The sequence below is a fragment of the Flavobacterium frigidum genome (genome assembly GCF_048286795.2).
Window position 1 is genome coordinate 368,981 of record NZ_JBLVPT020000001.1, and the last position, 21,777, is coordinate 390,757.

Annotated in this window: 17 protein-coding genes; 7 read left to right on the forward strand and 10 right to left on the reverse strand. The window is 34.8% G+C overall.

From position 1 onward, the window contains the following. Positions 1 to 35 precede the first annotated feature (35 nt). From ACNQGB_RS01705 to ACNQGB_RS01730, 6 genes are all read right to left on the reverse strand, one after another. On the reverse strand, positions 36 to 2,696 hold the full coding sequence (locus ACNQGB_RS01705) for a T9SS-dependent M36 family metallopeptidase (RefSeq protein WP_417945455.1): 2,661 nt from the start codon (positions 2,694 to 2,696) through the stop codon (positions 36 to 38). Between the two features lie 81 nt (positions 2,697 to 2,777). Continuing rightward, complete coding sequence (gene dgt, locus ACNQGB_RS01710; RefSeq protein WP_417945469.1) at positions 2,778 to 4,121, reverse strand: dGTP triphosphohydrolase; 1,344 nt, start codon at positions 4,119 to 4,121, stop codon at positions 2,778 to 2,780. Between the two features lie 118 nt (positions 4,122 to 4,239). Next, positions 4,240 to 4,707: an RDD family protein gene (locus tag ACNQGB_RS01715; protein WP_417945453.1), complete on the reverse strand. Its 468-nt coding sequence runs from the start codon at positions 4,705 to 4,707 to the stop codon at positions 4,240 to 4,242. 385 nt (positions 4,708 to 5,092) lie between these two features. Next, positions 5,093 to 7,522, reverse strand: a complete 2,430-nt coding sequence (locus ACNQGB_RS01720; protein ID WP_417945451.1) for a ribonucleoside-diphosphate reductase subunit alpha — start codon at positions 7,520 to 7,522, stop codon at positions 5,093 to 5,095. 259 nt (positions 7,523 to 7,781) lie between these two features. After that, positions 7,782 to 8,759, reverse strand: coding sequence for a ribonucleotide-diphosphate reductase subunit beta (locus ACNQGB_RS01725; protein ID WP_144889710.1), 978 nt, complete (start codon positions 8,757 to 8,759; stop codon positions 7,782 to 7,784). 250 nt (positions 8,760 to 9,009) lie between these two features. Next, on the reverse strand, positions 9,010 to 9,585 hold the full coding sequence (locus tag ACNQGB_RS01730) for a DUF3109 family protein (protein WP_417945449.1): 576 nt from the start codon (positions 9,583 to 9,585) through the stop codon (positions 9,010 to 9,012). 271 nt (positions 9,586 to 9,856) lie between these two features. On the opposite strand from ACNQGB_RS01730, the gene ACNQGB_RS01735 reads away from it, so the two are divergent. Next, a complete protein-coding gene (locus tag ACNQGB_RS01735) occupies positions 9,857 to 10,435 on the forward strand; it encodes a MarC family protein (protein WP_417945467.1) in 579 nt (192 codons plus the stop codon). Between the two features lie 96 nt (positions 10,436 to 10,531). Further along, entirely contained in the window at positions 10,532 to 10,735 is a 204-nt protein-coding gene (locus ACNQGB_RS01740; RefSeq protein ID WP_309758472.1) for a hypothetical protein, read from the forward strand. A 272-nt stretch (positions 10,736 to 11,007) separates the two neighbouring features. On the opposite strand, the gene ACNQGB_RS01745 is transcribed toward ACNQGB_RS01740, so the two are convergent. From ACNQGB_RS01745 to ACNQGB_RS01755, 3 genes are read right to left on the reverse strand one after another with little or no spacing between them, the layout of a single operon-like run. Continuing rightward, positions 11,008 to 12,576, reverse strand: coding sequence for a S41 family peptidase (locus ACNQGB_RS01745; RefSeq protein WP_417945447.1), 1,569 nt, complete (start codon positions 12,574 to 12,576; stop codon positions 11,008 to 11,010). A gap of 14 nt (positions 12,577 to 12,590) precedes the next feature. Beyond that, a complete protein-coding gene (locus tag ACNQGB_RS01750; protein WP_417945445.1) occupies positions 12,591 to 13,022 on the reverse strand; it encodes a deoxycytidylate deaminase in 432 nt (143 codons plus the stop codon). A 1-nt stretch (position 13,023) separates the two neighbouring features. Beyond that, positions 13,024 to 13,617 (reverse strand): HupE/UreJ family protein, encoded by a 594-nt coding sequence (locus ACNQGB_RS01755; RefSeq protein ID WP_417945443.1) that lies wholly within the window; start codon positions 13,615 to 13,617, stop codon positions 13,024 to 13,026. Between the two features lie 178 nt (positions 13,618 to 13,795). Between ACNQGB_RS01755 and ACNQGB_RS01760 the strand changes: the two genes are divergently transcribed. After that, complete coding sequence (locus tag ACNQGB_RS01760; protein WP_309757407.1) at positions 13,796 to 14,227, forward strand: TerB family tellurite resistance protein; 432 nt, start codon at positions 13,796 to 13,798, stop codon at positions 14,225 to 14,227. 84 nt (positions 14,228 to 14,311) lie between these two features. On the opposite strand, the gene fbp is transcribed toward ACNQGB_RS01760, so the two are convergent. Beyond that, positions 14,312 to 15,331, reverse strand: a complete 1,020-nt coding sequence (fbp, locus tag ACNQGB_RS01765) for a class 1 fructose-bisphosphatase (RefSeq protein ID WP_417945441.1) — start codon at positions 15,329 to 15,331, stop codon at positions 14,312 to 14,314. Positions 15,332 to 15,501: 170 nt separating this feature from the next. Between fbp and ACNQGB_RS01770 the strand changes: the two genes are divergently transcribed. The 4 genes from ACNQGB_RS01770 (at position 15,502) to ACNQGB_RS01785 (ending at position 21,707) form a co-directional block, all read left to right on the forward strand. After that, a complete protein-coding gene (locus tag ACNQGB_RS01770) occupies positions 15,502 to 16,011 on the forward strand; it encodes a GNAT family N-acetyltransferase (RefSeq protein ID WP_417945439.1) in 510 nt (169 codons plus the stop codon). Between the two features lie 59 nt (positions 16,012 to 16,070). Next, the gene (locus ACNQGB_RS01775) at positions 16,071 to 17,327 is read left to right on the forward strand and encodes an aspartate kinase (RefSeq protein ID WP_417945437.1); all 1,257 of its coding nucleotides are present in this window, start codon (positions 16,071 to 16,073) and stop codon (positions 17,325 to 17,327) included. Between the two features lie 181 nt (positions 17,328 to 17,508). Further along, complete coding sequence (locus ACNQGB_RS01780) at positions 17,509 to 20,952, forward strand: hypothetical protein (protein WP_417945436.1); 3,444 nt, start codon at positions 17,509 to 17,511, stop codon at positions 20,950 to 20,952. Between the two features lie 77 nt (positions 20,953 to 21,029). Further along, the gene (locus ACNQGB_RS01785; protein WP_417945435.1) at positions 21,030 to 21,707 is read left to right on the forward strand and encodes a hypothetical protein; all 678 of its coding nucleotides are present in this window, start codon (positions 21,030 to 21,032) and stop codon (positions 21,705 to 21,707) included. Positions 21,708 to 21,777 lie beyond the last annotated feature (70 nt).

Here is a 21,777-nt window from a genome sequence, read left to right on the forward strand (position 1 = left end):
TTATATTTCAGGTCTTTTTTTGTTAACTAATTATTTTAGTTTATAATTATTTTGTCTACATATTTCAAACCTTCGCCTGCAATATCAATCAAATATATACCAGCGCTGAGTTGACTTAAATCAAATGATTTTTCATTACTAAAGGTTACTTTATCCTCGCTATATACTATTCTGCCATTAAGATCAACCACTTTTACAGCCACTAATCCGTTATAGTTGTTAATTCGAACCGTTATATTTCCAGTTGATGGATTTGGATACACACGCATCACATTTTCTTGATCAATGTCTACTGTTCCTAGTGTACAGTTGGCACCTGCTGCTGGTATTGTAAAATCTTCCGCTTGGTCATTTCCGACATTATTGTCCCCAGCAGATGCGTTTAAACCTAGTCCTCTTGCAGCAAAAACCTCCCATATCAAACAGAAATCCTTACCTCCAGTAATGGCCTGATCGGCTGCTATAATTGCATTTCTACCGTCAACAAAAGTTGGACTACAAGACTGTAACTTAAGCCCATCAAGAACCAATCTCATTATTTTATTATTACCTCCAACTCCCGTATACTTATTATCATCATAACCATACTTATTAATGTAGGCCCAAGTTAAATCCCATAACATTGTTGCCCATACCGAACCTACACCATGTACAGAAGTTTGCTCAACTCCATTAGCATCCAGCGATTGAAAATTATTGGTGAAAGCGTATGTCATTGGATTTACCGTTCTATCTGTTGAATATTGATAATCTCTAATTCCCAAACCATCGTTAGCTTGTGAAGAAACAAAAGTTCCAATTCCTCTTTTTGCAGCTCCAACATCTCCTGGCTTTAATTGCATCATCAAAGCATACCAATCTGACCAGCCTTCGCCCATTTGATCTGTATTATCCAAACACCTAGAATTATTTCTTCCTCCTGCTAAACGAGTCGAAATACCGTGACCGTACTCATGAGCAATGATACCGTTATCAAAATCTCCATCCGTATTTACAAATGGTGAACTTTCTACTTGTAATTTAACATTGACACTTGTAGTTTGCATTTGTGCAATAATAGATTCCCCAAAAACTTTGGTTACACTGATCGCAGGAATAGTTATTGTCGCATCACTCCCTGACATACTAATTACACCATCTGCATTATTCACAACGATAACCGCAATTGCACCTGCATCTTGAGCTGCTTTAACTTTTACAGCAAATGTACAAGTTCCTCTTCTAAGAATTACAATTTTTCCATTCATAACTGCTGCATTAGTTGGTGCTGAACAGCCTAGTGAAGTAGTGCCATCACTATCCAAATATAATACTAAATCCGACTGAATGAAGGCTGGCGCTACTGGTAAGTCAATTTTTCCTGGATTAAACGCATTTTGATTGGCTACATAATTTCCTACTAAAATTTCCGGCGAAGTAATAATGATCGGCTTAATAACGGGCCCCCGATTCCATAAGAACATTTGCATTCTTCCTCTTGTACCATCTACCGGTGTCGAAAAATTAGCATTATTCAAACTCATTGTACTTGCAAGAGAACCATCTTGTGCATCACCTAGCACATAATCCTGACTAGAACCACCTCGCCCATAATTATTATCTTGGAAATTTCCGTTTGCTTCATCAAAACCATATTGATACCAAACATCATGCATTATATTATTCATATAAAATAAGTTGGTATTTGCAGCATCAATGTAAGAAGATGCCGTGGTATTTGTTCCACCATATGGAAAATCAAAAATAAGCTCAGATCGACCATCGGGACTTGATCCAGAAGTAGAATTATCACCAAGAAAATCTTCCTTTGCCCAAACATTATTACCTCTAGTAATAGTATATTCTGCACCAGTTACACCATTTGTGTCGTGCCATCCGAATGGTGATGCTATCAAATTAGCTGGGTTTGCTACTAACTGAAAAGGACTATGATTAGGACTTGTAGAATTAAAAGGAATTACACGGTACGATCCACTTTGTACTTGAGTCGTTAAAGGCGAAAAAATTTGTTTGTAGGTGGCATTCCCTAATTTTTCGATTGGTAAATTTTCAGCGCTATGAGTGTTATTTCGATCAAAACTACAAGAAATCACATCATTGTTTTTTTCTAAGATTTTTCCATTTAGAGCATCAATTCGAACACTCCAAATCGCATCATGAGTGCTGGTATGTATTGTGAAATCCCAAGCTAATTTCAACATACCGTCTTTAGTCTGGTGGTACACTAAATTTCCTAAAATCGGATCTTCAATCCCTAAACCATTGCTTACTTTGAATTTGTTTAAATCCGTTTTTTCTATAATGGTAAGTGGACTTTTTGTAGTTATTCCTAGTTGAAAATAAGCTTTCCCTAGTGCATCCGTGACTGATAAAGCCGGGGATGTTGCATTTACCTTTTTACTAATGTCACTAACAAATTGTTTTTGAACATCAATTACTTTGCCTTGTTTGATCAAAAAATTCGATACTCCTCTAAATATCTCTATACCCTGATAACGCTGCACTACGAAACAATTATTAATATTAGTAGTTGATGAGTTACCCTCACTTTGAATAGCCCAATCGCTTAATTCACGACTTAACTTATTAGATTTAGCTTCAGGACCATTCAAATAATTTTGAATTATTTGTTTGTTTGACTGCGAAAAAATCAGAAATGGAACTATATAAATAACAGAAAGTAAAATTTTTTTCATAAAAAATAAATGATTATTAAATTATTGAGCAAAACTAATTGATTTATTTGGTTTTGCAAACAAATTACAAGTGTACAAGTGTTAATTTTTAGCAGCAGTTATTGTTTTGTAGTATAATAATGCATTTCCATCAGTTAACAAGGAAATAAAATGACAAATATGCAATAAACGACCATACAAATCGTCTTTTTCGAGGTGGTGTTTCTCGGGTAGCATTTTTAAAAGTAGCGCATCGTAATTTGATGGCACTCCGTTGTATTTGTTATTGAACGCGGTTATGAATTTATCCAATAACGTTTGTATAATCTGATAACCAACTATTTCCTTTTCAATTACCTCGCGACTTTGATAGATATTATCAACACTAATCTTGATAATATCATCCATCTGTGCTTTGTATTTGCTTTTGTCCATTAAGGCATAAGGAAATTTTCCTTGCAAAATAAGGGCTTCATTTTCAATAAAAACTTTTACAGCATCATTAATTAAACTTCCTATTGCTAAGGCGCGCAAATAGCTAATTCGATCTTCTTTAGTCTCAAGTGTTTTGTACTTGGAAGTGTCAATACTGTCTTTGACAAGTTTTATCAAATATTCTAAAGCAAAATCTTCAGAAACGAGTCCTAAATTGATACCATCTTCAAAATCGATAATGGTATAACAAATATCATCGGAAGCTTCAACTAAATACGCTAAAGGATGGCGTTCAAAACCAAGATCTTCTCTTGATTTATTCGGAATCAAACCCATGTCATGTGCTACTTCTTGAAAAAAAGCTTTGTCTGTTTGAAAAAAACCATATTTTTTATCCGCGATATTTTTGGTTGGTTTTTTAGGCAAACTCTCTTTAGGATATTTCATAAAAGCGCCAAGAGTAGCATACGAAATACGAAGTCCTCCTTCTATTCCTGGTCTGCTTGCAGTAAGCACCGAAAAACCATTAGCATTCCCTTCAAAATCAATTAAATCTTGCCACTCTTTTGCGGTAAGTTGGTCTTTGTATTTTTGTCCGTTTCCTATCGAAAAATACTCTCCTATGGCTTTTTCTCCGGAATGTCCGAAAGGCGGATTCCCGATATCATGCGCTAATGATGCTGCAGCCACAATTGCCCCAAAATCATTCATGTGATAGCCGAGCGCGTCTTTTAAATAGGGGTATTTTGCGATGATTTTTTTTCCAACCAAACGACCCAAAGAACGCCCAACGACTGATACTTCCAAACTATGCGTTAACCTGGTATGCACAAAATCTGTTTTGGATAATGGAATAACTTGTGTTTTATCTTGTAAACTTCTAAACGCCGAAGAAAAAATGATTCGATCATAATCTACCTCAAAACCCAAACGGGTATCGTCTTGTTCTACGCGCAATCGTTTGCCTTTGTCGCCTTGACGTTTAAGTGATAAAAGTTGTTCCCAGTTCATCATTGCTACTGTAATTTTCTAGTTTTTAAGGAGCGAATATAAAGAAAAAGAACCCAGTAGAAACAAAAAAAGCAGTCTAAAATGACTGCTTGTATGCCCTAAAAACAAGATTACAGGTTTACAATTTCGCCTTTGCTAAAAATTCATGCTTATTAACCACATAAGTTACGGATAGTGTATCATGCCAGCCTCTTGAATTGCTGTTAAAAAATGAGAATATTTCAACAGGAATAAATCGCACTAAGGTTCTAATAAGTGTACTTTTTAGATTTGGTTTGCCGCCATTATGCTTTACAACTAGTGTTTTAGTAAAGTACTTCCCAAAAGTTCTGGACAAATAAAACTCCATAATGAAATAGTAAAAAAACATCACTATCAGTCCAAACAAGGCATTTTCTGTGGGTGACAAACTGACAATCCAATCTGCTACTTGATAATTCCCTGTTACAACTCCTATCCCGTTTATGAGCGCTCCAATTCCTATTGTGAACAAGTAAACAATAAACAAATCAATGAGCACGTTTAAAAATCGCTTGGTTTTGGAAGCTAATAAATCCGCCGAAATACTTAATTCTGTAGTTTCCATGGTTATTTTTTTTAAAGGTGTTTTGCTACTTTGTAAAGTAATGTGGCAGTTTTGCTGTTAAATGTGTGTTATATATGTTCAAAGGTACACCTACATACGAATAATAGAGTTACACTATTTTGAGAGAGTGTTTCGAAATTCGCACTTTAAGGTTCTAATACCAATCCTCTTGCGTTACTCCAACTCAAAACACGTATCACTATAACTATCAAAGGCCTTTTCAAAATGCTCAATTCTTAGCCCTGATAGCAGTGGAAATCCTTATAAGCCAGTCCCGAAACCTCGGGATGGCGTATAAGATTGTAACGAATAGCAGGAAACAGCTCCAAAAAAAACAGCTACCAAAAAATGATAGCTGTTTGTTTGAATGTTTTTTAATCTTTATCTACGATCCACACATTTCACATTCCTCTGGACCGGCATTCTTAGCTAGTTCGATCATTGCTCTGTATTCATCAGCGTTCATTTCTGCAGGTTCATTTAAAACGGCAATAGCTTCTAATCTTTCTTGAATAGGCTGCGCTTTTACCTCTATAGGCTCAACTTTTTTATCGTTGTTTAATGTAAATTTAATAGCATCAACGGCCGCTTTTGTTCTTAAATAATACATTCCGGTTTTAAGACCTGATTGCCATGCATAAAAATGCATTGAAGTTAATTTAGCATAATTAGCATTTTGCATGAACAAGTTCAACGATTGCGACTGATCTACAAAATACCCACGCTGGCGTGACATATCAATAATGTCTTTCATAGACATTTCCCAAACGGTTTTGTACAATTCTTTCAAATCCTGAGGAATATCAAGCGCTTGCACAGATCCGTTGTTACGCATTAACTCTTGTTTCAATGTTTCGTTCCACAAGCCACGTTCTACTAAATCGTGAAGTAAGTGTTTGTTTACCACTATAAACTCACCCGAAAGCACACGTCTGGTATAAATATTTGAAGTATACGGCTCAAAAGCTTCGTTGTTCCCCAAAATTTGTGATGTAGAAGCAGTAGGCATAGGTGCTACTAATAAGGAGTTGCGAACACCGTGCTCCATTACTTCTTTACGAAGCGAAGACCAGTCCCAACGTCCTGATAAATCAGCATCGGTTAATCCCCATAAATTGTACTGAAATTCCCCTTGTGAAATAGGCGATCCCGCAAAACTTGAATATGGTCCTTCTTCTTTAGCCATTTCCATCGATGCTGTTACAGCCGCAAAGTACATGGTTTCAAAAATTTCTTGATTCAGTTTTTTGGCCTCATCACTTGTAAACGGTAAACGTAACATGATAAATGCATCAGCAAGTCCTTGCACACCTAAACCAATTGGACGGTGACGTTTATTAGAGTTTTCTCCTTCTTTAACCGGATAATAATTCCTGTCAATTACTTTATTTAAGTTGCGAGTTACACGCTTGGTTACGGTATAAAACAAATCGTGATTGAATGCTCCGTTTTCAACAAACATTGGCAATGACAACGAAGCCAAGTTACATACAGCAATTTCGTCTTTTGAAGTAAACTCCATAATCTCAGTACACAAATTCGACGAGCGAATAGTACCTAGATTTTTTTGGTTCGATTTGCGGTTGGCTGCATCTTTGTACAACATGTATGGCGTTCCTGTCTCAATTTGCGACTCTAGGATTTTCTCCCACAATTCATGCGCTTTGATGGTTTTTCTACCTTTACCCGCTTTTTCATAATCGGTGTACATTTTTTCGAACTCTTCTCCATGCACATCATACAAGCCCGGACATTCGTTAGGACACATCAAGGTCCAATAACTATCTTCCTGAACGCGTTTCATAAATAAATCCGAAGTCCACATAGCAAAAAACAAATCTCTTGCACGCATTTCTTCTTTTCCAGTATTCTTTTTCAAGTCTAGGAAATCAAAGATGTCTGCATGCCACGTTTCTATGTAAATCGCAAAACTACCTTTACGTTTTCCACCACCTTGATCTACGTAACGAGCGGTATCATTAAACACACGCAACATCGGAACAATTCCATTTGAAGTTCCGTTAGTCCCACGAATATACGATCCTGTTGCTCTCACGTTGTGAATAGAAAGTCCAATTCCACCTGCTGATTGCGAAATTTTGGCTGTTTGTTTCAACGTATCATAAATCCCATCAATACTGTCATCTTGCATCGCCAATAGGAAACAACTCGACATTTGAGGTTTTGGAGTACCGGCATTAAATAAGGTAGGCGTAGCATGAGTAAAGAATTTTTTCGACATTAAGTCGTAGGTTTCAATCACTGATTTTAAATCATCTAAATGAATTCCCACCGATACACGCATCAACATGTGCTGCGGACGCTCAACAATTTTACCGTTTATTTTAAGCAAATACGATCTTTCTAGTGTTTTAAAACCAAAATAATCGTAGTTGAAATCTCTGTTGTATATAATGTGCGAGTCTAAAAACTCAGCGTTATCCATAATCACTTTATGCACTTCCTCAGATAGTAACGGAGCGTATTGACCGTTTCTTGGGTTTACATAATTAAACATATCATTCATCGTCTCAGAGAATGATTTTTTAGTGTTCGAGTGTAAATTTGAGATCGCAATTCGGGCCGCCAACTGCGCGTAATCTGGGTGCGCAATCGTCATCGAAGCAGCAGTTTCGGCAGCAAGATTATCTAATTCTGACGTAGAAACTCCATCATAAAGACCTTCAATAACACGCATCGCTACTTTTACGGCGTCAACCAAATCGTTCAAACCATAACATAGCTTCTTAATTCTATCTGTGATTTTGTCGAACATTACCGGCTCTTTGTGGCCATCTCTTTTTACTACGTACATACTTTTTTGTTTTTTTAAAAACAGAAAATCCCTTCGCTGTTTTTAGTTATTTGTTGATTATTTGCTAGCATAACCACCACAACTTTTGTGGCAGTAACTACTATTGTTGGGTACTGATTTTGATTAAAGTTCAGTTTCTTTATTTTCGGGAGCTAATCCCGCTGTCATTCCAATCTTTCTAGTCCTGAAAAAAATCAGGACTAGAAAGGATTTTCCCTTCCATCGGGGCTAGGAAGATAATAGCCATAGTCAAAACCGATTAAAAATCAGCGTCGAATGTTATTTTTTGTGCTTCTTCATCAGTGTTCATTACACCTGCTTTTTGGTATTCAGCTACTTTTTTCTCAAAGAAATTGGTTTTTCCTTGCAATGAAATCATATCCATAAAATCAAAAGGATTCGCTGTGTTGTATTCTCTGTCGCAACCTAATTCTACTAATAAACGATCCGCTACAAACTCCAAGTACTGTGTCATCAATCCTGCGTTCATTCCAATTAAAGAAACCGGAAGAGACTCCGTGATAAACTCTCTTTCAATATTTAAAGCATCTACAATAATTTCTCTAATTCTATCTTTTGGTACTTTGTTAACCAAGTGGTGGTTGTGCAAGTGTACCGCAAAATCACAGTGTACACCTTCGTCACGAGAAATCAACTCGTTCGAAAACGTAAGTCCAGGCATTAAACCACGTTTTTTCAACCAGTAAATAGAACAAAATGCACCTGAGAAAAAGATACCTTCTACCGCTGCAAAAGCAATCAAACGCTCTGCAAACGAATCCGATTCAATCCATTTCAAAGCCCAGTCTGCTTTTTTCTTAATAGCAGGAAAAACTTCAAGCGCATTGAACAACTCATCTTTCTCGGCTTCGTCTTTCACGTAAGTATCAATTAATAACGAGTAGGTTTCGCTATGAATGTTTTCCATCATGATTTGAAAGCCATAAAAAAACTTTGCCTCTGCATATTGTACCTCGTTTACAAAATTCTCTGCCAAATTTTCGTTTACAATCCCATCCGAAGCAGCAAAAAATGCTAATATGTGTTTTACAAAATAACGCTCCTCATCCGAAAGTTTGTTATTCCAGTCATTCAAATCTTGTGATAAATCGATCTCCTCTGCAGTCCAAAAACTAGCTTCCATCTTTTTATACCACTCCCAAATGTCATGATGTTTGATCGGAAAAATCACGAAACGATTCTTATTCTCTTGCAATATTGGTTCCACTTGTGTCATTTTATTTTTTTATTTTGTTGTGATTTTAACGAAATTTTATGCTTTCTGGGGATTACAAAGGTTGTAAAATATTGCCGGAATTGAAAGCCAAACTTATCCACAATCGCCACTAGTTTTTAACAAAGAGAAAAAAAGTCAGCGAAATTTTATAAATTATAAAAAACTGTAAATCAGTATTTTATAATTCACAAAAGGCTCTTAAGTACTGTAAAATATAGGATTTTAAAATAGAAAACAAGAACTTTTTTATCTATTTTGAATTGTTTTTATACTCTTCTGCAACCGTTTCTAACTCTGCGTACCAGTCCTCACCAAATTTTCTAACCAACGCTTCTTTGACAAATTTATAAACAGGTACTTCCAACTCCTGACCTAAGGAACAGGCCGGATCACAAATATCCCATTTGTCATAATTAACGGCAGCAAACTCCGTAAAATCTTTTATACGTATTGGATACAAATGACAGGAAACCGGTTTTTTCCAATCGATTATCCCTTGATTATAGGCTTGCTCGATCCCACACAAAGCGGTTTTGCCATCAAAAATGACATACGCACAATCTTTATTATCAATAAGTGGCGTTTCAAGATCACCATCGGTACCTACGGTCCAAGTTCCTTGTGCTTCGATAGCAGCAATTCCTTGTTTACGTAAAAATGGTTTTACCTTAGGATAAATTTCTTCTAAGATCTTGGTTTCCTCCACGCTCAAAGGAGCACCCGCATCCCCGTCAACGCAACAAGCGCCCTTACAGGCCGACAAATTGCAAACAAAATCTTTTCCGAGTATGTCTTCTGAGACGATGGTTTTTCCTAATTGAAACATTCTTTTGGGGGAGTGAGATTATAAAGTGCAAAGGTAGTCAAAGTAACTTGTAAATTTCTGGGAACAAACCAACTTTAACTTTTAAAAAAACCAGAGAAAAAATTAAATTACAATAGGACACAACCCAATAATAGTACCCATTACAAGAATTCTAAAGCCACGATTTGTCTAAAAAAAAAATCTCTAAAAAAAAGAATCAGAATTAGTGTAATAAAATGTAATTATTATCAAAAATCTAGTGAAAATCGTAACTTTGCAAACAAAAAAAGCTATGTTTAACATCGATTTTAGAGAAATAATTACAGTTGGAATGGTGCTTTTTGCAGTAATTGATATCGTAGGAACTATTCCTATTATTGTTGATTTAAGATCAAAGCATGGGCATATTGAATCTGAAAAAGCGTCTATCGTAGCTGGTATTATTATGATTGTTTTCCTTTTTGTGGGAGAAGAATTATTGAACTTAATAGGAATTGATGTGAACTCATTTGCCGTTGCTGGTTCTTTTGTGTTGTTCTTTTTGGCACTCGAAATGATTTTAGGTATTCGTATTTACCGTGATGAGGAAGCGAGCTCTGCCTCTATTGTGCCATTAGCATTCCCACTTATTGCTGGAGCAGGAACAATGACAACTTTACTATCCTTACGATCTCAGTTTTCAACCATAAACATTGTTATTGCCATATTTTTAAATATTATCCTCGTTTACATTGTATTGAAATCATCTTCTAAAATCGAAAAAATACTTGGAGAGAATGGGCTTGGAGTGATCCGAAAAACATTTGGAGTAGTACTTCTGGCAATAGCTGTTAAATTATTCGCCGCGAATGTTAAAGGTTTGTTCGTATAAGATAAATTTTTATAAATTTACTCCCTAAAATATTTTCAAAAGAAAATTCAATTTTCGATTAAAAACTTTTATACATCAAAAAAAACAAAACATATTATGAAAATTTTCACTAACATCTTGGTGTTATTAGCAGTAGCGCTAATCATATTTAATGTTACTTTATTGGATTATAGAAATCCATTTCAAGGAGATAGCGTAGTTGCTTTTATTGGAATTGCAGCCTCTTTATGTGCTGTTTTGATTCTTTTAATTTTAAAAACAGCCAAAAAGATTGAAGAGAAATCAAATGAGCAACTGTAACTAGATTTGATGTTCTTCTAATCAACGCAGGCATTTTAGAAATAGTGTACACACTGGTATTGGGCTCTATAAAAACAGATCCTTTATCACGCACAAAAGGTTTGGCCTATTCACTTATCAAAAAATTTCTTCGATTTAAGACACACTTTTTGATAATTCGAAACTTGGGGTTTCGTTTTTAATCATTATCAAAAACCCAACAGCATAGTAAAGGCACCATACAACCCCTTCGAACTTACTATATTTCTATCTGAGAAAAATAAGGCGGATAATTATTTGACCGCTGCCTTAATCATCGCGTCTTCTTTCAAAATAATTTGATAATAATAGGTTTCCCCATACAACTGTCGAGCAAATTCTGCAGACAAGTATCTTTTGACTAATGATTTGCTTTTTCCGAAATTCAAATCCAATCCGTTTTCTAAAATAAATTTCTGAAACAAATTAAAATACACATCGGTTTGATTCATTTTTACTTTGAATTGCTCAAAGGTAAGGCCATTAAAAGCGCTTCTGTTTTTGTCTAATTGTACAAAAACAAAATTACCCAGAATTCCTGACTGCAGTAAATAAGCCGTACTTTCATTGCCATGCTCTACTTCAAGAGGTACAAAAACATCAGGCACTATTCCGCCACCGCCGTATACAATTTTACCCTTCTTTGTTTTGAATTTTAGTGTGTCCGCAACTTTAATACTATCTTTTTCATACAATTCTCCATTGCCAAAACGAGACTCTGATTCCTTAAAGTAATCCTCATTGCCTTTCGAATAGGGTTTTTGAATAGAACGTCCTGTTGGCGTGTAATACCTTGCAATGGTTAATCGAACCGCTGAACCATCTGCAAAATCCATTTCTCGCTGTACCAATCCTTTTCCAAAAGAACGACGACCCACTATGGTTCCTCGATCATTATCTTGAATGGCTCCTGCAAGAATTTCACTAGCCGAAGCGCTATTTTCGTTTATTAAAACAAATACATTTCCGTTTTCAAAACTGCCTTTTTTGGTTGCAAATGTCTTGTCTATCTTCCCATTTTTATTTTTGGTAAAAACGATCAATTGTTTATCCATTAATAATTCATCGGCAATAGCAATCGCCTCCTCCATATAACCACCACCATTATCGCGTACATCAATTACAAGTGATTGTGCACCTTGTTTTTTGAGTTTAGCCAAACCTGCCATAAATTCTCTATAAGTGGTTTCTGCAAATCTATTTATTTTTATATATCCCGTTTTATTACTCAACAACAAGGCAACGTCTACACTTTTAAGCGGAATGACATCCCTTTTTATTTTTATTTTAAGTTTCTTGCCTTCCGATTTTCTGAATATAGTAAGTTCAATATCTGAACCTACCGTTCCTTTTAGTTTAGAAAATAAACTATCACTGGGCAGTTTACGCCCAAATAATTTGGTTTTATCGGCATACAAAATACGATCTCCAGCTTTTATTCCAGCTTTTGCCGAAGGGCCATTCTCCACTGGTTTGATAACCGCAACCGAATCGTTGTACATGTAAAAGTTCACGCCTATTCCTACGAAATTTCCTTGCATGCTTTCAGCCACCTCTAGTTGGTCACTCGGCGGAATATAAACAGAATGAGGATCAAGCTGCGCCAAAATATTATCTACTGTTAAGTTGACAATCGAATCTGTATTGACATCATCGACATATTCATTGTCTATGAAATCAATGAGTTTATTAAGCTTGCTTCTCGAATTATTTCTATTTGAAAAGTCAGCAACATTAGGAAAATTCAACATTCCACCCAACACAAAACCCAGAGCGAGCGTTGCGAAAATTAAAATGGGCAAATATTTTAGATTATTTTTCATGTTAAGACACCATTTTACTCTTCTAATACTGGAATATGCTCCACCTCAACTCCTGCTTTTATTAAGAACTGAATCCCAGAATCATCGCGATACCCATTGTGATACACCACTCTTTTTATTCCAGATTGATGAATTAATTTGCTGCATTCTTTACAAGGCGAAAGCGTAATATACAACGTCGCTCCCTCACAGGACTGGGTTGATCGCGCTACTTTAAGGATGGCATTTGCCTCAGCATGCAAAACATCCCAACGCGTTAAACCTTCCGCATCTTCACAGCAATTTTCAAAACCGCTTGGAGTTCCATTATATCCATCAGAAATTATCATACGGTCCCGAACAATAATTGCCCCCACTTGCTTGCGCTTGCAATACGATAATAAACTCCATTCTTTTGCAATCCTTAAATACGCTTTATCGTATTTATTCAATTTTTTTTCGCTCATTTTATCTGATCCAGATTTCACTTTGTATTATTAAAGGAATTACTACTCCTATTATAAAGGCTGACATTACTAGAGTCCAATCGCGTTTGGAGAATCTAAAAATGGTTTGTACAATATAAGACACTATCAAAACTACAACAACAACAACAATTTGTGCTGCTTCAATACCCAATGCAAACTCTGATAGCGGTAGTATTTTTGAGGTTGCATCACCTCCCAAAATCGATTTGAAATAATTTGAAAAACCCAACCCATGAATTATTCCAAAAAAAAGCGTGATAAAAAAAACCAAATTTATACTCTCTTTTTTACTGGATTTTCCCGTTGTAAAAAGGTTGAACAAGGCTGTTATTAGAATTGTTATCGGAATTAATAATTCTACAACATTTACTTTAATCGCAATTATTCCAAAAACAGAAAGCAGCAAAGCCATCGTATGTCCAATTGTAAATAGTGTTACTAGAAGAACTATTCTTTTCCAATCTTTAAAAGTAAAAGGAATTGCTAATGCTATCAAAAACAAAACATGATCGTACGCCTGAATGTCTAAAACGTGTTTTAATCCAATTTGAAAGTAAATCCAAAACTCTGACATGATTACAATATTAGGTTTCTATAGGGTCTGTAAACTTACGATTAATTTTGAAAATGAGTGATTTCATTATTTAAAATAAATGCACTTCAAGTGAGATCAATTCCAAAAAAAATATAAAAAATTTAAAATCATTAATTTAAAAATAGATTTATCTTTGTAAGATAAAAAAACAACAACTATGTCATTTTCAGATTTATTTGATAGCGAATTCAAACAAAGGAATAAAGGTCATTTTTCAGCTATTGTTCGTGTAGCTCTTGCTGACGATACGTTTACTCCAGAAGAGAAATTATTTTTAGACAAACTGGCTGTTCGATTGGAAATTTCTCCAGCAGAATATGAAGAAATTTTAGAAAATCCTTTAAAATATCCTATAAACCCTCCTTATTTGCACGAGCAAAAACTAGAACGTTTATTTGATTTAGCACGAATGGTGCATGTAGATCACCATCTTGGTGATATACAAGAATTATTGTTAAGAAAATTTGGAGTGGCACTTGGTTTCAATGCTGAAAATGTAAATTATATTGTGCACAAAGCCCTCACGCTCGTGGACAAAAAAGTAGATTTAGACACGTTCCTTTTCGAAATGCAAAACATGAATAAGTAATTCTAAAGCATAAAAATACCCCAAATAGTATCAACTTTTTGGGGTATTTTCATAAAGAGGAAGCTTTTGTATTAAAACTGTATTTTAGTACTTGCTTAATTTTGCTTTGTACATGAATTCTTCTGCTTTTTCAACCATGTTGTAACTTCCGCAAAAGAACGGCACTCTTTCATGCAATTCTGTAGGCTCAATCTCCATGATTCTATTAAAACCGTCTGAAGCTTTACCTCCTGCTTGTTCTGTAATAAATGCTAGTGGGTTGCACTCATATAGCAAACGCAATTTTCCTTTTGGTGATTTAGAACTGGTAGGATACAAATAAATTCCACCTTTAATCATATTTCTGTGAATATCTGAAACCAGACTTCCAATATATCTCGAAGTATAAGGTCTGTCTCCTTCCTCAAACTGACAATATTTTATGTAATCTTTAACCCCTTGCGGAAAATGAACATAATTCCCTTCATTTATAGAATAAATATGACCGTCTGTTGGGAATTTCATTTTAGGATGCGATAAATAAAAAGTTCCAATGGCAGGGTTTAATGTAAATCCATTAACTCCATGACCAGTAGTATAGACTAACATCGTAGAAGTTCCGTAAATTACATATCCCGCAGCAACCTGATTGATTCCCGGTTGTAGAAAATCTTCAAGAGTAACTGGAGTTCCTATTGGAGTAACTCTTCTATACACTGAAAATATTGTTCCCACAGAAACATTAACATCAATATTTGAAGAACCGTCAAGCGGATCCATCAAGACCACATATTTGTTGTTATGACTGTTATCGCTTCCTTCTACTGTGATAAAATCATCATTTTCTTCAGAGGCAATTCCACATACAATTTCACGATTTATAAGCGTTTGAATAAACACTTCATTAGCGTAAACATCCAATTTTTGTTGGTCTTCCCCTTGTATGTTTTGTTCTCCAACTGCTCCAACAATATCAACCAGACCCGCTTTGTTTACTTTGTAATTGACTACTTTGGCGGCCAAACGAATAGAGTTAATAATTCGGGATAATTCGCCTGATGAATATTGAAAAGCATTTTGATTCTCAATGATAAATTCTCCTAGTGTTTTGTTGCGTTCTTCCATTACGAAATCGATGTAGTTATTTTGAAGTCACAAATATCGTTTTTTTTGTGAAAACAATTTGAATACTATTTATTTACTTTGGCACTATTGTATATTTGCTGAATAAAACTCAAAATAAATAAGTAAAAATGCAATAAAAATGCATTTATGAATCATTAAAATAAAATTTTATGAATATTAGAAGGGGCAAACCCGCAGATATGCACGCAGTTTTGGGACTTATTCAAGAATTAGCGGTATTTGAAAATGAACCTGATGCTGTTCTAGTTACTGTTGATGATTTAATTCGCGATGGTTTTGGCCCTGTTCCTCTATTTCATGTTTTTGTAGCCGAAATTGATAATGACTCTACTGATGCGGAACAAGGAATGCAAATTGTAGGTATCGCGCTTTACTATTATCGCTTTTCGACTTGGAAAGGAAAAACAATACATCTAGAAGATTTAGTAGTAAAAGACAAAATGCGTGGCACTGGTTTGGGCTACGCGTTGTATTCTGAAATTATAAAACAAGGTAAAAAAGACCAAGTACGCCGTGTGGAATGGAATGTGCTAGACTGGAATACTCCCGCAATCGAATTTTATGAAAAGTCAGGAGCCAAAGTACTTCGTGATTGGTATGTAGTGCAAATGGATGAAGTAGGAATCAGCAATTTTATTGAAAATAAGTTAAAAAAATAAAATTACAGTTGCATTTAAAAGCTGGAATTTAGAATTATATAATTGGAATTTATAGTAGTATGAGAGTATTCAAATTTGGAGGAGCCTCTGTTAAAGATGCTGCAGGAATCAAGAACGTATATGACGTTTTACAAAAAGTAGGCTACGAAGATGTATTGTTGGTTGTTTCTGCAATGGGCAAAACGACGAATGCACTAGAAATTGTCATAAAAAACTATTTTGACAAATCAGCAGAGTTAAATTCGTCAGTTCAAGAAGTAAAAAAATACCACAATCAAATTTTGATGGATTTATTTGAAGATGACAAAAATGATGTTTTTGTCGCTGTAAATACACAATTTGCTGATTTAGAATATTTTTTGGCACACAATAAATCGCCCAATTACAATTTTGTTTACGACCAAATTGTAAGTTACGGTGAATTAATTTCGACAACTATTCTTAGTCATTTCATGAATTTCATGGGCATAAAAACACAATGGCTAGATGTTCGCAATTTCATAAAAACGGATGCCAATTATAGAGATGCGGAAGTCGATTGGGAATTGACACAAAAAAATATTTCTAAAAACGTAAAGCGTAAAATATTAAATATTACACAAGGTTTCTTAGGTTCTGATGAGAATAATTTCACCACTACTTTAGGACGTGAAGGTTCCGATTATACTGCCGCAATTTTTGCTTATTGCTTAAATGCGCAAAGTGTAACAATCTGGAAAGATGTTCCCGGTGTTATGAATGCCGATCCACGATATTTTGAAAACGCGAGTTTATTGAATCAGATTTCGTATCGTGAAGCAATAGAACTGGCTTTTTATGGCGCAACGGTCATTCATCCAAAAACACTGCAACCGCTTCAAAAAAAGGAAATTCCTTTATATGTAAAATCATTTATAAACCCATTGCTAACGGGAACTAGTGTTTCTAAAGGAGTCGACTTAGAACCATATTTGCCCTGTTTTATTGTTAAAAGAAACCAACTTTTAATTTCACTTTCTTCTATCGATTTTTCCTTTATTATGGAAGAGAACATCAGCGAAATTTTTGCGTTGTTCCATCAATTCAAAATAAAAGTGAACTTAATCCAAAATTCAGCCATAAGTTTCTCTGTCTGTGTTGAAGATAAATTTGATAATTTTAAAGCTTTGAATGCCATTTTATCCAAAAAATTCAAAGTAGAATTTGACGAAAATGTAACCTTATATACCATTAGACACTTTAACGAAAATGCGGCACAAACTGTTGAAGAAAACAAAGTTGTTTTATTGAAACAAGTGAGTCGTGAAACCATGCAAGTGGTAACAAAAGAAGTTTAGCATATTATTTTCGACTTCTTAAAAATGGGAATCAAGTGCATTGATTCCCATTTTTTTTATTTTTTTAGAGGTGAATCCAAATACTCCAAACGAGAATCCATACATTTCATTTTCTCATTGTAACATGCTCTAAATATCAAATTATAAATACTACTTTTGATACTTTCGAGTTATAGTATTTATGTTGAAAAAATTACTTTTTTGGATTGTAATCAGCTGTTTTTCTGGGCTCCATGCTCAGGAGATTAATTCGCTCTACAAAACCAAAAAAATTCTCCCTTCCCGCGACACTATTTTTATTGAAAAAGAAAGTATAAACTCCAGTTTTTTCAAGTTGCTTGACGCCAAAGGAAAAAGCATTGATAGCACTTTTTTTGTGGTGAATTTCAAAAAAGGGACCTTGATTTTTAAAGAAAACAGGTTTGTAAATTCTGATTCGCTGACTATTCAATATTTAAAATTCCCTGAAATACTCACTAAAGAATATCGCATTTACGACCCGAGTAAAGTGGTAAGTAATGAAGCGGGCAAAGCCAATTTATACACAATAGAGAACAAAAACCCAAAAAAAAATATTCCATTTGATGGATTGAATACTTCTGGAAGCATTACCCGTGGCATAACCATAGGGAACAATCAAAATGCGGTTTTAAATTCGAATTTAGATTTACAAATCACCGGTAAAATATCTGAGAAAGTAAGTTTACGAGCTTCTATTCAAGACAGTAATATTCCGCTGCAAGATGGCGGATATTCCCAGAAATTAGATCAATTTGACAATGTATTTATGGAGCTATTTAGTGATCAATGGAACATTCGTGCGGGTGATATTTTTCTCGAAAATAAGAAAACGCAATTCTTAAATTTCAATAAAAAAGTACAGGGACTGGCCACAAATTTCAACTTTGGAACTGAGGCTAACAAAACCAATGTATTTGCATCTGCAGCACTGGTTCGCGGCCAATATGCCAAAAGTAATTTTCTAGGACAAGAAGGCAACCAAGGCCCTTACAAATTAAAAGGCCAAAATGGAGAATTATACGTACTCGTTGTGTCTGGTTCTGAGCGTGTTTACGTCAACGGAACTTTATTAAAACGTGGCGAAAATAATGATTATACGATCGATTATAATGCAGGTGAAATTATATTTACACCGCTTTTCACCATCACTTCTGAAATGCGAATTGCCATAGAATACCAATTTTCTGATCGCAATTACACCCGTTTTGTCACCTATGCAGGAGCAACGCACGACTCTAAGAAATGGAGTTTTGGAGGTTATTTGTATTCAGAAAATGATGTCAAAAACCAACCCTTGCAACAAAATTTATCACAGGAACAAGCACAAATATTAGTAAATGCAGGAGACAATCCTAGATTGATGACAGCACCTTCGGCGTACGGTGACACCTATTCAGAAAACAAAGTACTGTATCGGAAAACAGTGTTTAATGCCGTCGAAATTTTCGAATATTCGAATGATGCGCTACAAGAATTATTTAATGTCCGCTTTACTTTAGTTGGTACCAATATTGGAAATTACATAATAACGAATTCTGCAACAATTTCTCGTGTTTATGAATACATCCCGCCTGTAAATGGTATTCCACAAGGAAATTACGAACCTATAATTCAGCTTATTGCGCCAACTAAAGTTCAAATCGCAACTTTTTTAGGAAAATACAAACCAACGGAAAAAACTGCTGTCGATTTTGAGTTTGGCATTAGCAATGCTGATCAAAATTTATTTTCTTCGATTGATGACGCCAATAATAAAGGTATAGCTGGAAAAATAAATACTAAGCAGCGACTTTATTCAAAGAAATGGCAAATCGATGCTTTTGCTAATTATCAATTGATACAAAAAAACTTTAGATCAGTCGAACGGTTGTACAATATCGAATTTGATCGAGACTGGAATATAGGAACTGCGGGTGTTGGCAATCAAAGTTTACTCATTTCCGGACTACAATTTGACTTAAAACCAAAACCCAAATCAATTACATCAGGACTTTTACTATATCAGTTTGAAAAACTTGATTTTTCTGAAAATTTTTCGGGTAATAGGCATCTATTAAATGGGGTTTTTCGTTTAAAAGGCTGGTCTTTTCAAAATCAAGGTAGCTTTCTAAAAAGTGATGGCACCATTTCATCATCGAAGTTTTTAAGAAACCAATCACAAATGCGTTTCCATTTCAAAAAAAACTGGATTGGCTCCAGCCTTCGATTAGAAGACAACCAAGAGAAAAGCAAAACAACCAACCAGTTTTCGGCTTTAAGTCATAAATTTACCGAGTATGGCATTTTTTCAGGACGAGGCGATAGCACCAAGATTTTTGTCGAATTGGGATACTTGAGAAGAACCAATGACAGTTTGCAATCTCAAAGTGCTGGAAATAGGATTCAACGCGTGAACTCGTCGCAAGCCTTTCGACTGAAGTCAAAATTAATACAAACCAACAAAAACGATTTATCTGTTTATGCAAATTATAGAGTCCTAGATTTTGTAGACCCAACCCGAAAAAAAGAACCTACCTTAAATTCGAGAATAGTGTACACCGATCGTTTTTTTAATCAATTAATTCAAAGCACTTCGGTTTACGAAACGAACTCAGGAAGTATTCCCCAACAAGAATTTACCTACCTTAAAGTTGCCGCAGGACAAGGCGTTTATACTTGGAATGATTATAACGGCAATGGTGCTCAAGAACTACAGGAGTTTGAGGTCGCACCATTTATAGATCAAGCAGCATTTATTCGGATCTTTTTACCCAATCGAATTTACATTAAAACACACCAAAATAAGTTTTCACAATCGGTGACAATAAACCCCAATCAATGGCAAAATGAAAAAGGATTAAAAAAACTACTTTCCTATTTTTATAATCAAACTGCGTTTATCATCGACCGAAAAACGAGAAGTAACGGTGTAAATTTCGAATTAAATCCGTTCAGCAACTCAAATGAAAATGTACTAGGATTAAATTCCAGTTTTAGAAATAGTTTGTTTTACAATCGAGGCAAGCAAAACCATTCAATGACCTATTCGTATTTACAAAATAAAACAAAAAACTTACTCTCAATAGGTTCTCAGGAAGCAACAAATAATTCCCATCAATTGCAATACAACCATTTGTATCAAAAAAGTTGGTTGTTTGGTTTTTTTGCCAAAACAATTCAGACTGCTATTCAATCTGAGAATTTTCCAGAAAAAAATTATGAGATAAACGGATTTCAATTGGCACCAAAAATCAGTTATTTGTTCTCTAAAAATACCAGTTGGGATATTTTTTATGAATTACAAAGTAAAAAAAACCAAATTGGAGTCTTCGAAATATTAGTGCAAAACCGTTTTGGAACCGCTTTTTCCTACGCTAGTACTAAAAAAATAACACTGAACGGTGAAGTTTCTTTTTACCAAAATAAATTTGAAGGAAATGAGTTTTCTGCAGTTGGGTTTCAAATGCTCGAGGGATTACAAACCGGACAAAACTTGACTTGGAGATTGCTTTTGCAAAAAAACATCACTCAATTCTTAGACATCAACTTGAATTACCAAGGACGTAAAAGCGAAACGAGCCAAGCCATTCATACTGGAAATGTGCAACTGAGAGCTTATTTTTAAGAAGAATTGCAAGAATAATTTATTCAAATACCAATTTATTTCTTATTTTTATTACATAACCTTAAAACAAAACGATTATGAAAAAATTACTTTTATTCTTTTTTGCGATTATTATAGCGGCGAATATGAATGCACAAGAAACTGCAGCTGAAAAAAAAGCAGCAAAAGCTAAAACTGAAAAATTAGCAAAAGCCAAAAAAGAAAAAGCTGAAGCAGCGAAAGATAAAGCGGCTACAGCCAAAGAAAAAGCAACTACAGCGAAAAAGAAAGCGGAAAGTGCTAAAGAAAAAGCAACTACAGCTAAAGAGAAAACAACGAAAGACAAAGCCGAAACTGCAAAAGATAAAGCTGTAACATCTAAAAAAACAGCAAAAGACAAAGCAGAAGCTGCCAAAGACAAAGCAACTACAGCTAAAGAAAAAGCGAAAACTGCAAAAGAAAAAGTAGTCAAAAATGAAGCGAAAACTGTAAAAGATAAAGCAGCAACAACTAAAGAAAAAGCAACTGCGGCTAAAAAAACGGCTAAAGAAAAAGCAGAAACTGCCAAAGATGAAGCAGCGTCGGCTAAAACAACTGTGAAAGAAAAAGCTACAAGTGCGAAATCAGTAAAAAAAATCAAGGAAACTAACGAAAAAGCACCTAAAGTAGCCGACAAAATAACAGGAGAATACAATGGTAAAAAAGTATATACTGGACCTCGAGGAGGAAAGTATTATATTAACTCAAACGGAAATAAAACCTATATACAAGAATAATTTTTATAGAAAATATATTGGAAAGGCTATCTAAAAAAGATAGCCTTTCTTTATTTTAGTCTATTGTTGC

Bases quoted from the DNA above. Each gene is read 5' to 3' on its own strand.
- ACNQGB_RS01705 (WP_417945455.1), bottom strand. From the start codon at position 2,696: ATGAAAAAAATTTTACTTTCTGTTATTTATATAGTTCCATTTCTGATT.
- dgt (WP_417945469.1), bottom strand. From the start codon at position 4,121: ATGAACTGGGAACAACTTTTATCACTTAAACGTCAAGGCGACAAAGGC.
- ACNQGB_RS01715 (WP_417945453.1), bottom strand. From the start codon at position 4,707: ATGGAAACTACAGAATTAAGTATTTCGGCGGATTTATTAGCTTCCAAA.
- ACNQGB_RS01720 (WP_417945451.1), bottom strand. From the start codon at position 7,522: ATGTACGTAGTAAAAAGAGATGGCCACAAAGAGCCGGTAATGTTCGAC.
- ACNQGB_RS01725 (WP_144889710.1), bottom strand. From the start codon at position 8,759: ATGACACAAGTGGAACCAATATTGCAAGAGAATAAGAATCGTTTCGTG.
- ACNQGB_RS01730 (WP_417945449.1), bottom strand. From the start codon at position 9,585: ATGTTTCAATTAGGAAAAACCATCGTCTCAGAAGACATACTCGGAAAA.
- ACNQGB_RS01735 (WP_417945467.1), top strand. From the start codon at position 9,857: ATGTTTAACATCGATTTTAGAGAAATAATTACAGTTGGAATGGTGCTT.
- ACNQGB_RS01740 (WP_309758472.1), top strand. From the start codon at position 10,532: ATGAAAATTTTCACTAACATCTTGGTGTTATTAGCAGTAGCGCTAATC.
- ACNQGB_RS01745 (WP_417945447.1), bottom strand. From the start codon at position 12,576: ATGAAAAATAATCTAAAATATTTGCCCATTTTAATTTTCGCAACGCTC.
- ACNQGB_RS01750 (WP_417945445.1), bottom strand. From the start codon at position 13,022: ATGAGCGAAAAAAAATTGAATAAATACGATAAAGCGTATTTAAGGATT.
- ACNQGB_RS01755 (WP_417945443.1), bottom strand. From the start codon at position 13,617: ATGTCAGAGTTTTGGATTTACTTTCAAATTGGATTAAAACACGTTTTA.
- ACNQGB_RS01760 (WP_309757407.1), top strand. From the start codon at position 13,796: ATGTCATTTTCAGATTTATTTGATAGCGAATTCAAACAAAGGAATAAA.
- fbp (WP_417945441.1), bottom strand. From the start codon at position 15,331: ATGGAAGAACGCAACAAAACACTAGGAGAATTTATCATTGAGAATCAA.
- ACNQGB_RS01770 (WP_417945439.1), top strand. From the start codon at position 15,502: ATGAATATTAGAAGGGGCAAACCCGCAGATATGCACGCAGTTTTGGGA.
- ACNQGB_RS01775 (WP_417945437.1), top strand. From the start codon at position 16,071: ATGAGAGTATTCAAATTTGGAGGAGCCTCTGTTAAAGATGCTGCAGGA.
- ACNQGB_RS01780 (WP_417945436.1), top strand. From the start codon at position 17,509: ATGTTGAAAAAATTACTTTTTTGGATTGTAATCAGCTGTTTTTCTGGG.
- ACNQGB_RS01785 (WP_417945435.1), top strand. From the start codon at position 21,030: ATGAAAAAATTACTTTTATTCTTTTTTGCGATTATTATAGCGGCGAAT.